General features: G+C 40.5%; 6 protein-coding genes. 5 read left to right on the forward strand and 1 reads right to left on the reverse strand.

All coding sequences use genetic code 11. The features are described 5' to 3' along the window. Positions 1-264: 264 nt before the first annotated feature. Positions 265-2,778: a hypothetical protein gene (locus ABZB17_RS04600; RefSeq protein ID WP_372648312.1), complete on the reverse strand. Its 2,514-nt coding sequence runs from the start codon at positions 2,776-2,778 to the stop codon at positions 265-267. Positions 2,779-3,048: 270 nt separating this feature from the next. On the opposite strand from ABZB17_RS04600, the gene ABZB17_RS04605 reads away from it, so the two are divergent. From ABZB17_RS04605 to ABZB17_RS04625, 5 genes are all read left to right on the forward strand, one after another. Beyond that, complete coding sequence (locus tag ABZB17_RS04605) at positions 3,049-4,479, forward strand: glycoside hydrolase family 76 protein (protein WP_372648313.1); 1,431 nt, start codon at positions 3,049-3,051, stop codon at positions 4,477-4,479. Positions 4,480-4,496: 17 nt separating this feature from the next. Next, the gene (locus ABZB17_RS04610; RefSeq protein ID WP_372648314.1) at positions 4,497-6,995 is read left to right on the forward strand and encodes a glutaminase domain-containing protein; all 2,499 of its coding nucleotides are present in this window, start codon (positions 4,497-4,499) and stop codon (positions 6,993-6,995) included. 196 nt (positions 6,996-7,191) lie between these two features. After that, positions 7,192-7,530 carry a hypothetical protein gene (locus ABZB17_RS04615; protein WP_372648315.1) on the forward strand — a complete coding sequence of 113 codons (339 nt, stop codon included), beginning with the start codon at positions 7,192-7,194 and terminating at the stop codon, positions 7,528-7,530. A gap of 147 nt (positions 7,531-7,677) precedes the next feature. Then, positions 7,678-9,117: an IPT/TIG domain-containing protein gene (locus ABZB17_RS04620; RefSeq protein ID WP_372648316.1), complete on the forward strand. Its 1,440-nt coding sequence runs from the start codon at positions 7,678-7,680 to the stop codon at positions 9,115-9,117. Positions 9,118-9,147: 30 nt separating this feature from the next. Further along, on the forward strand, positions 9,148-12,234 hold the full coding sequence (locus ABZB17_RS04625; protein ID WP_372648317.1) for a SusC/RagA family TonB-linked outer membrane protein: 3,087 nt from the start codon (positions 9,148-9,150) through the stop codon (positions 12,232-12,234). Position 12,235: the final 1 nt, after the last annotated feature.

Raw genomic sequence — 12,235 nt, forward strand, 5'->3', positions numbered from 1 at the left:
GACATTTGTTGATCCATCTCGCAAAATCTCTGTATTCAGCATTACGCAAAATTGGAAACCCCGATTTTTGGGCTTTTGGCCCATTTTCGGGGTTTTGTTTCCTAAATCTAGCCATTATATTGCTGATTTACAAGCGAATGATTACTGCTGAGTATGCCGAAATATGAAATTAGCCGATAAAAGTCATTCAATATTGTATTGTTCAGGATATTTCAGGTATGGATTGCTGATTTATTTTTGACTCTGAACAAACAGCTGGTATTTCTAGCTCAATAATTTATTCGGGTTGGTGTAGCTGCTCCCCATCGCCTTTTTGTACTCCAAAGTATATGTGTTATATCTTAATTTAGCTTCATCATACATCTTCAGTTTTTGCAAAGCTTTTATTTGGAAAGTAAGCGCAATTTCGTTCAATGGGTCGATCTTGAAAATAACTTCAGAAAACCCTATCGTTAATTGATAGGCTTCAGAATTATAGGCATTTTCCATTTCCAGCATCAATGACGGTTCCAGTTTGTTTTCCACTTCCTGTTTAAAGGAGTCGTAAATCGGATCATCAGCAAGCAATAAAAATTTACCTCTGCTTACCAGTTCAAGTAATTCGAGCGCGTTTTCGCCGGGTTCTTTTGCCGAAATAAGCTCCAAACACCTGGTATAGTCGCAGTAAAATTCATCGGTGCACACGATCTTAAAACAGCCTTTGTCGTAAATTAATTCTATACCGTCCAGCTCGTCCAGCGCTTTTCGTAAGTTGTTAATGGTAACGCCCCTCAGGTTTTTTACTTTATCGCTTGTTTTATCGGGCCACAGTTCGTTACTTAAATTTCGGGAAGTTATTCCTCCAGTGTTGCTGTAACGTAAAATCAGGCAAAACATTTCTTTCAGTTTTGCACTAAACATATAGGTAATGTCCTTATTGCTACGGTCGTGTACTGCAAAGTCACCAAATAAGTATATGGCATTAGGTTTGGGTGTTATTGACGCGGTTGTTTTATGGCTGTTACGTCCGGGTAGATGATCCTTGAATTGAGTTTTGCTTTTTGCACTTTTCCGCATCACAATAAAATACGCAATAAGCACAATTGCCATAATAGCCAGCAATATGATAAAAGGATATAAACCGGAATTTAATGTTGACTTGTAATCGGTAAGGTTTTCTTGTTTAATAGGGGGGAAAGTAAGTGAGTACACTTTTAACTCAGATGCAATATCGTCCTCAAACTCCTGAACAAGAACGAATAGCTTTTCGTGGTTCGAATCGTAATACAGGTTGGCGTTGGTAGTAATTCTATCGGAATAAATTGGGATTGAATCGCCTAAAATCTGGTAACTTCCGTCTTTCATCGAAAATTGATATAAACGCAGATACGATTCTGTATAATGTTCCGGATAACAGAGTGTATAAAAACTTGAGTCGTTTAAAATAACCATTCCACGCACAGGAACCATATTCTCGTTTTCCCACGGAATGCTCCAAAGTTTTGTAATTTCCCTGGTGGCTATATCAAGCTTGTAAAAATCATAGTAATATTTCCGGCCAATAATTTGCTCGCCTGATTCGTTTCCCATGCCACCAAAAATATACGCAGAATTGGTTTCTTCTAAATAACCAACCGATTGAAAGTACCGCGGAGAAAGGAAGTCGCCGGTAAGACCTTCCAGTGTCTGCCATTTTTGGTTTTTAATACTGTACGTATAAAAGTTTTTATTGTAGAACATGTTTCCAAAACCGCCAAAAATTGTATAGTCTCCACTTTCAGGGTTTGAAAACGATCCGTGGTGATGCAACTGAATTGGAAGTTCTTGCCTGCTTTTTAAATTCCATTTAAAACTTGAAAGATCAAGGCTGGCAACGGTTGGAGTTGTATCGTTACTTTCGATAAAAACTTCGTAGGTGTACAGTTGCCCGTTTTTCTCATCGATAAAATTTGTCCCAAGTTTGAGGGGCACCGGGCATTGCTCTTCAAAAGCAACAATTTTTCTTTCTTCGGTTCTTACATTATATATATGTATTGAGTCACGGTTGAAGTAACAGATCTCATCCTTTTTCGGGTTGTAATTAGCACCTGCTACCGATGTTGAGTTAAACGAGGTAATATATTTCCAGTGATAGCTATCGTTGATTAACCATACAGGATTACTAACCATGCCCAGGGCTTTTCCCTTGCTGTTATGAACTATGTTTCCTTCATTTTCATTCAGCTTAAAATAGTATCTTTTTTCATTTCCAACTGATAGGTCTTTTATGGCAAACGATGGAACGTCGATGATGTAATCGCTTTTTCCAAAAAGAATTTGCGGTTGATAGGTGTCGGGCAAACCAATGTCTCCAACACTTTGTAACTGGTTGTTTATATCAAAATGAATAGAATCGTTATTCAGATCGAAAGTCAGTTTCATGTTAAACCACTTCGCATTAAGAAATTCCTTTTTGTTTAACCGGGCAATGATCAGGCTGTTTTTACCTTCCTCGTTTAATCGAAAAGTGATGTCTGCCCCCTGGCTGTCATAAAATATATTGAAAATAGTATTGTTCTCTGAATTTTTTATTCGGCAGATATAGCCAATTTGTTGGGTAGGGTACAAAAACAGATCAAAGTTAATGTCGAAAGAATCAGAAAATGTGACCGATTTATTCTCGAATACATTATAGGAGGTGCGTTCTGCAATTGGTTTTTCTCCACCCTGGAACTTTAAACCTCTCGGACTGGTGGCTTGCAGAGAAAATAAACCCAATAAAAGTATTGTATAGATGTAAAGTTGTTTAGATGCACGCATAATTTCAAAAAGTACCTTATAATCGACCCTGTTTTAGGCCTCAAAATAACTATCGTCTGTTTGAAATATAACAAGGGCGTAAATATATTAAAAAAAAAATGGAGGGGGCTTGATTTGTTTCTTCCGGCTAGCACCTGTTTACAACCATAAATTGCAAAAACTACGTGGCGGTTAATAATATATTTCAAAAATTAACCCTGAATTAACCCATAATTTAACCACTTCATTTCAATATTTGGAGAAATAAACTACATCAAATAATAACTACCAATGAAAATTGTATACCTAATACTTGTACTGAGTTTACTGCATATCAACTTGATTTCTGCTGAAAATTACAATCACAAGGAAAGTCGCAGCTCCGATATTGCAACACAAAATCTGGTTCGCGCTATGGAGCTCACCGATGCAGCTGTTCAGGCTCATTTTTCGGATAAAGGAATGGCTATGGCCCGGTTTTATAATCCTTACACCAAAGTTTGTTCGAAAGAAACTGGTAGTATTTGGATGTACACCAGTGCAATAGAAGCGGTAAATGCAATTCTGCATGCCCTGAAAACGCAAAAAGCATCAGGGGATGTAGCGCTTTATAAGGCCAATTTTGAGCGTTATGCCGATTTGCTTTTCAAACTGTATGAAAATGCCGATTTCTATTTGGGTACTTTTGAGCTGGTTTCTTACACACAGACCAACGAGTGGACCGTTTATGGCGTTAATCGTGGAGCCTCGAAAGGAGATGCTGAAGTGGCCGGAATTATGAATGTTTATGACGACCAAATGTGGTTGGTACGCGAATTTATTGAAGCCTATAAATTAACCGGCAAAGCGGAGTTTTTACATAAAGCGGAATACCTTACTGAATATGTGCTCGATGGATGGGACTGTACACTGGATAGCAAAGGGGAGGAACTTGGTGGAATTACCTGGGGACCGGGATATGTGTCGAAACATTCGTGTAGCAATGGGCCGATGGTGAGCCCGTTGGTTTGGTTACACGAATTGTACAAAGGGAAAGACGACAAAATTACACATCGTTATATTGACCCAATAGACCAATCAACACGGAAAAGCAAACAGCTAAAGAAAAGCGAATATTACCTCTATTTTGCCCAAAAGGTTTACTACTGGCAGAAGAAAAATTTACTACGCACCGATGGTGTTTACGATGATATGATGGGCGGATGTTCGCCACGCAATCCTGAAAGTGAAGTGGTGAAAGGTGTAAACTACCGAAAAGGAAGTAACTGTACCGATCGTGTTGGACCGGCATTCACTTATAACAGCGGTACAATGCTGTCGGGAGCTGCAGATCTGTTCCGTGCCACCGACAATGAATTATACCTGACGGATGCCCGGAAGTTGTCGGAGGCAAGCTTTCAGTATTTCGCAACGATTGGTAAAGATATTCCCGGTTATTACTTGTTTGACATTGGTGGTTTCAGAAACTGGTTCAATGGAGTATTAATGCGCGGTTATGTTGATGTTTCTCTTTCTTGTAATGAGGTTGACGAGTACATCAACAGTTTTCAGATGAATCTTGATTACGCCTACGAAAACTTCCTTTACGAAGGGTTTCTGCCAACGAACCTACTAAAAGGATGGGAAGAAGATCATGAAAAAAACAAAACAGAAGGGATGTTCAATTTCGCATTTGCGGCTGAATATGCAGTTCTGGCAAAATATAAATTAGAAAAACAATAAACCGAAAATTTCACTTCATGAATAAGAATTTCTTACACATTGCAATTTTTACCGGATTTTTAATTTTGCTGCAACTTACAACGGCAGCCCAAAACCGGAAAACGAATTCAAACACTACTGAAATGCGTGCGCCGTCGTACCCCCTGGTAACAATCGATCCATACACCAGTGCATGGTCGAACGCCAATCAACTGTTCGACGCTCCGGTTACACACTGGACCGGAAGAACACACTCGCTTATCGGGGCACTTAAAGTAGATGGAAAAGTATATCGTTTTCTTGGAAAAGAAGAAATGCCGCCCAAAGTGCTTGTACCAATGGCTAAGCACGAAACATGGACCGGTCGTTATACCGAAAACAAACCCGCAAATGGTTGGGAAAAAGAAAACTTTAACGATAAAAACTGGAAATTAGGAGAGGGTGCATTTGGAACAGATGATATGCCGGTGCGCAATACACGTTGGGTGAGCAAAGATATTTGGGTGCGCCGCTCTTTTGAAGTGCCTGCAACAAATGCACCTGAAGACATTTACCTGATTTATTCGCACGACGATATTTTTGAACTTTACCTGAATGGCGAACAGTTAGTGGCCACCAAATACGAATGGCACAACAATGTTTTGCTGAAACTCGATAGAAGTCAACTCAAATTTGGCGAGGAAAATGTTATTGCTGTGCATTGCCACAACCGTACCGGAGGCGGGTATGTTGACTTCGGAATTATTCAGGAAAGAGAAGAAACAGAAATTTTTGCCAATACAGCCATTCAAAACAACGTTGAAGTTACGGCCACGCAAACAAAGTACAACTTTAGCTGTGGTCCCGTTGACCTGGATGTAACATTCACTACTCCTTTACTTCCTGATGATTTGGATTTATTATCAAGGCCTGTCAGCTATGTTTCTTACGAAGTGGCATCGACGGATAAAAAGGAGCATGACGTAGAAATTTATTTTGAAACGACTCCCGAGTGGGCGGTTAACGAGCCCAGCCAGGAAGTAGCGGTAACAAAGGGGAATGCAGGTGAAGTTTCATTTATTAAAGCTGGTACTACAGAACAACCTATCCTTGGGAGAAAAGGTGATAATGTTCGCATTGATTGGGGCTACTTTTACCTTGCCGCCAAACAACAAAAAGGGGTATCGGTTTCACTGAACGAATACCTAAAATCGAAAAAAGACTTTATTGGAGGCGGTTCGGGTGATGTAAGTTCATACACCATAAAAATGGTAAAAACAATGCCGGCAATGGCTGTAACCGAATCGTTCGGAAATGTTGGAAACAAAACCCAAAGTGGTTATGTAATGCTGGCGTATGACGATATTGAATCGATCCAGTATTTTGGCGATAACCTAAAAGCCTGGTGGACAAAAGAGGGGAAAGTAGGCATTAACGATGTACTAGTTTCGGCAGCTAAGGACTACGAAGAAATTATAAAAGCTTGTGAAAAGCTGGATAAAAAAATCTTCTCAGATGCAGAAAAAGCAGGTGGTTATAAATATGCCAAGTTGTGCGAGTTGGCATTCCGTCAATCTATTGCTGCACACAAGTTGGTAAAAGATACTCAAGGCAATATTCTTTTCCTTTCAAAAGAAAACTTTAGCAATGGTTCCATCGGTACTGTTGACGTAACTTATCCTTCAGCACCTTTATTCCTGAAATACAATCCTGAGTTGTTAAAAGGAATGTTGAATCCGATTTTCTATTATTCGGAAAGCGGAAAATGGACAAAACCTTTTGCCGCTCATGATGTTGGAAGTTATCCTTTGGCCAATGGACAAACTTACGGTGGCGATATGCCCGTTGAGGAATGTGGTAACATGATTGTTTTAGCTGCTGCTATTGCCGAAGCTGAAGGAAACGCTGATTATGCAGCTGAGCATTGGGAGGTACTTACCACCTGGGCAAATTACCTGAAGGTGAACGGTTTAGATCCTGAAAATCAGCTTTGTACCGATGATTTTGCCGGTCACTTTGCACACAACGTAAACCTTTCGGCAAAAGCGATTATGGGAATAGCCAGTTACGGAAAACTGGCCGAAATGCTGGGTAAAAATGATGTGGCAGAAAAGTATACCAGTGAAGCGAAAAGTATGGCAAGGGAATGGATGAAAATGGCCGACGATGGCGATCACTATCGTTTAACTTTTGATAAGCCGGGAACCTGGAGCCAGAAATACAACCTGGTATGGGATAAGCTTTTGAATTTGGGAATCTTCCCCGAGGAAGTAGCTCAAAAAGAAATTGCTTATTACCTCACGAAACAAAACAAATACGGTTTGCCTTTGGATAACCGCAGAACGTATACAAAATCAGACTGGATTGTTTGGACAGCAACATTAGCTGACGATGTGGAAACTTTTCAGAAGTTTATCGATCCCTTATTCGACTTTGTAAACGAAACACCTAACCGTGTTCCAATGAGCGACTGGTACGAAACACCAAGTGCAAAACAAGTCGGGTTCCAGGCGCGCTCGGTTGTTGGTGGATATTTTATAAAACTTATAGAGAAATAGGTATAGCACGAAAAGCAACTTTCCCGATAAAGTCGGGGAGGTGCTTTCGTCATTGAGCCCATAAGTAACTCATTCATTTATCTCTTGATAATCTGAATCAATCAATGGTTCATTTTGAAAAAATTTATCTTTTTTTTTGGGATTTCAGTAAAGGGTAATATGCGGTTTATGTGTACAATATCCCGAAGAAGATAATATGGACTACATTATTTTATCGAAATACCAGCAGGGAGAAGCATGTATTGAAGAAAGCCAACTATTTCGCTGGTTGGATGAAAATTTTTGTAATGAGAAAGAGTATGTCGAAATAGAGAAAATATGGGGTGTAACTTTGGGAGAAGAGAATGTTGAAGCTAAAACCTGGAAAGCGATTAAACGATCCGAATGTAGACAGGAAAAAAGAGAGACATTCGAAAGCACGGTTTATTTGCAGATGCACACCGTTCTTTTCCCGGCCGGAAAAATGAATAATATTGAGTTGCCCGATTACGTTGGTGAAGCAAAATTCCGGAACAAAAATTCTGTGACCATGTGATTTTCAAATGTGAATTCAACAAAAGGTGTTGAATACTAAACCAAGAATGAGTTGAACAATACAAGGCGTGCCGGGAAACACTCCGGCCCTGAATTGTATGGGATTCAGATAGTATAATTTAAAATTTTATCAAACTAAATTAATTTTATGAGAAACTTAACTATTCAGACTCAAAGAGCAGTTTTTTGGATAGCAGCAATGCTTGTCCTGGGCTTTTCGGGCTGTAATGAAGACGGAATCTCTCTTAGCACTGATTTCTCAGATGCAGAACCGTATGATCCGTCCCAACCAATCGAGATTACAAGCTTTACTCCTGATTCCGGAGGACTGGGCCAACGTATGGTTATTTACGGCGAAAATTTTGGTAATAATCCCGATTCCATTCAGGTTTATATTGGCGGGAAAAAGGCTAAAGTTATTGGTGTTCAGGGAGGAAGTATTTATTGCCTTGTTCCAAGAAAGGCATTTAGCGGAACCATTGAAATATTTATGGGCTCAAGGCAGGAAGGAGACGAGCCGCTTGCTGTAGCTGACGACAAGTTTAAATATCAGCGAAAAACGATTGTTAGTACGCTCACGGGTTATAGAAATGAACGCGACGATCAGGGGTGGAACCCCGGACACTTCGACGAAGCTTCCGGATTTCGTGAAAACTGTATAATGAATTATGATCCTCTAAATCCTGATGTGTTGTACATTAGTTATGACCAGGGCCCGGGAATATATACTCTGGATTTTAAGGATAGTACCGTTACGAAGCTAATTGACGGTTCGGCAGTGAATAATCAACGCCGTTTGCGTGGTGTAAGCTTTACAAACGACGGACAATATATGATGGTTGGACACTCTCAGGGAAATAACAATAATCCCGCAGTCTCCATTATGTCGCGCGCTAATGGTTTTACTGATCCACAGGTTCTTATCCGTGCAAGAGGTAACCAGGGTGTTGCCGTTCATCCGGTAGATGGACAATTGTATTTCAGTGAATTCCAAACGGGAACACTCCGACGTTATGATGTTGAAAACTCGCAGTTACTTGGTGGAACACTGGGAGATAAAGACTATGAAGACTTATTCTCAATTCAGGATATCAACTGGGAATTTTATTTGGTTATTCATCCCTCAGGAGATTATGCCTACATTATTGTAATTAATCAGCACTACATTCTTAGGACCGATTACGACTGGGAGAATAAGCGCTTTAAAACACCGTTTCGTGTTGCCGGAGAGCCAAGAGTAGCTGCTTATGCCGATGGTGTTGGAACGAGCGCCCGTTTCAGTACACCTTATTCCGGTGTATTTGTGAAGAACCCTGATTATGCCGGTAACGAAGACGAATACGACTTCTATATAACAGATCGTAATAATCATGCCATTCGTGTATTAAAACCTGATGGAAGGGTGGATACTTATGCAGGTAGAGGTAGTTCAAGTCTTGATTCAGATCCGTGGGGTTACGTAGAAGGAGATGTTCGTTTGGAAGCCCGTTTTAACCAACCAACCGGCATTGCATACAACGAAGCTGAAGGTACGTTTTATATCGCCGACAAACAGAATCGATGTATCCGCAAAATTGAAGCTGAATAATAAGAGTAATAATTAAACACATTGAATTTTATGAATAAGATAATAATTATATGTCTCTTGTTCTTCGGCTTCGCATTAAATGTAGTTGCCCAGGATGATACGGAGACTGTCGTAGTCTCAGGTGTGGTAGCCGATAGTAATAATGAGACTTTAATCGGTGTTAATATTTATGTGGCCGACATGCCTGGTATGGGTACCATTACCGATGCACAAGGAAAATACGAGATAAAAGTTCCAAAATATAAAAAACTGACCTTCTCCTATATCGGATACGAAAATTTTGAGGTCTTGATTAAGGAACAGACGGTTGTCAACGTTACCATGAAAGAATCTGAAGACAGTATGTTGGAAGAAGTTGTGGTAACCGGTACAGGTACTCAACGGAAAGTTTCGGTTACCGGAGCTATCACAACCATTGATGTGGAGGAATTAAAATCTTCTTCTGCAAGCAATGTATCAAATGCATTGGCCGGAAATGTACCCGGTGTAATGGCATGGACAACATCTGGTCAGCCGGGGCAAAACCGGTCTGAATTCTGGATTCGCGGTATTTCAACTTTCGGAGCCGGTGCCAGTGCTTATGTATTGGTTGACGGGTTTGAACGCGATATGAATGACCTGAACATTGAAGATATTGAATCTTTTACGGTATTAAAAGATGCCTCGGCAACCGCCATTTATGGTTCGAAAGGTGCCAACGGTGTTATCCTTATTACAACAAAAAGAGGAACTGCAGGTAAAGTAAACATCGATGTAAAGGTGGAATCTTCATACAACACACGGACTATGACTCCTGAGTTTGTGGATGGAAACACTTATGCAAGCTTACTAAATGAATCTCGTATAACCCGTAACCAGGAGCCGGTTTACCAGCCAGAAGAGTTAGAGATTTTGCGTTTGGGCCTTGATCCTGACCTCTACCCGAATGTAGACTGGAAAGACCTGTTATTGAAAGACGGTGCCATGAGCAGACGTGCTAACATAAACATCAGCGGAGGTGGAGCAACAGCACGGTATTATGTTTCAGCAAGTTATTTGGAAGAGGAGGGAATGTATAACACCGATGCTGCTCTTGTGGGCGACTACAATACAAACGCAAATTACAATCGTTGGACTTATCGTTTAAACACTGACATGAATATTACCAAAACAACTTTATTGAAAGTTGGTGTTTCCGGAACTTTGGGCCGACGTAACAGCCCGGGATTGGGCGATAACGATGTTTGGGGAGAACTGTTTGGTTATTCGCCAATTAGTACACCGATTATGTATTCGAACGGTTATGTTCCTGCATTGGGAGAAGGAAACCGGACGAACCCATGGGTATCAGCTACACAAACTGGTTTTAACGAGAACTGGACTAACCGGATTCAAACCAATGTTTCGCTTGAACAGGATTTTGAATGGCTCTTAAAAGGTTTAAGGTTTACCGGACGTTTTGGATATGATACCAATAATAATAATAATATACGACGCTTAAAATGGCCCGAACAGTGGAAAGCAGAAAGAGCCCGGAATGCAGATGGAGACCTGGTATTTACGCATATTTCGGATCCAGCAGAAATGCACCAGGAAAGTAGCTCATCAGGAGATCGCAGGGAATTCCTGGATCTGAGATTCAACTGGGATCGTACAATTAACGATCACCACCTAAGTGGAACATTAAAATATACACAAGATGCCTTCATCAGAACTCAAAACCTGGGTGAGGACATTAAAAACGGAGTGTCGGAAAGAAACCAGGGATTGGCAGGTCGTGTTGCTTACAACTGGAAATTGAAGTATTTTGTTGATTATAACTTTGGATATACCGGTTCAGAGAACTTTGCCATTGGCCATCAATTCGGCTACTTCCCCGCTTATTCGTTGGCATGGAACATCGCCGAAGAAAACTTTGTAAAGTCCAATATGAGTTGGATTAATATGCTTAAACTACGTTATTCGCATGGTAAGGTAGGTAACGACAATATGGGTGATGAACGTTTCCCATACCTCTATACTATAGAGAGTGGAGCTGATGGATACCAGTGGGCTGATTACAATTTCGACAGATCATATGACGGAATGTATTTTTCTCAGGTGGCATCTCCATACGTAACCTGGGAAGTAGCTACCAAAGACGACCTTGGTTTAGATATCTCGTTGTTTGACAATAAGTTTAGTGCCAATGTAGATTACTTTAAGGAAGAACGTACTGGTATTTACATGGCTCGAAAATACCTTCCGGGAATGGTTGGTTTGGAGAGCGTTCCCAAAGCAAATGTGGGAGCTGTTAGTTCGGAAGGATTTGATGGCCGCTTTGCATACAATGAAAAAATCGGAGAGGTAAACATGACATTTCGTGGTAATTTTACTTACAGTAAAAACGAAATATTGGAGCGGGATGAAGAGAATAGCGTCTATCCGTATCAAATGGAAAAAGGATACCGTGTTGAACAATCACGTGGTTTAATTGCGCTGGGTTTATTTGAGGATTACGATGATATTCGCAATAGTCCTAAACAAACTTTTGGAGACTACCAGCCCGGCGACATAAAATATAAAGATGTGAATGGTGATGGTGTTATTGACAATGGCGACGAAGTGGCGATTGGTGCAACACGCCGGCCAAACCTTATTTACGGAGCCGGTGTTTCTGCCAGCTGGAAAGGACTTGATGTTAATGTGTTGTTCCAGGGAGCAGGAAAATCGACCTTCACGCTTACCGGAAAATCAGTATTTGCCTTTAGCGAAGGTGATTGGGGAGTTCCATTTAAAGATATGATGAGCTCTGACCGATGGATTTCTAAGGCTATCTCAGGCGATCCTGCCACCGAAGATCCAAATGCCTCATATCCGCGTTTAAGCTACGGAGAAAATGCCAATAATTTTAGGAGTTCTACTTACTGGTTAAGAAACGGATCTTACCTGCGTCTTAAAAATGTTGACTTTGGTTATACCATTCCTAAAAGGATTGTTAACCGATATCATCTTAACAAACTTCGAATATTTGTTAGGGGAACAAACTTGATAACCTGGTCTGATTTTAAACTTTGGGATCCTGAAATGGGATCACGAAACGGGGAGAAATACCCGCTTACAAAATCAGTTACACTTGGTTTAAGTATTAACCTGTAAA

The organism is Draconibacterium sp. (genome assembly GCF_041583095.1).
Classification (GTDB): domain Bacteria; phylum Bacteroidota; class Bacteroidia; order Bacteroidales; family Prolixibacteraceae; genus Draconibacterium.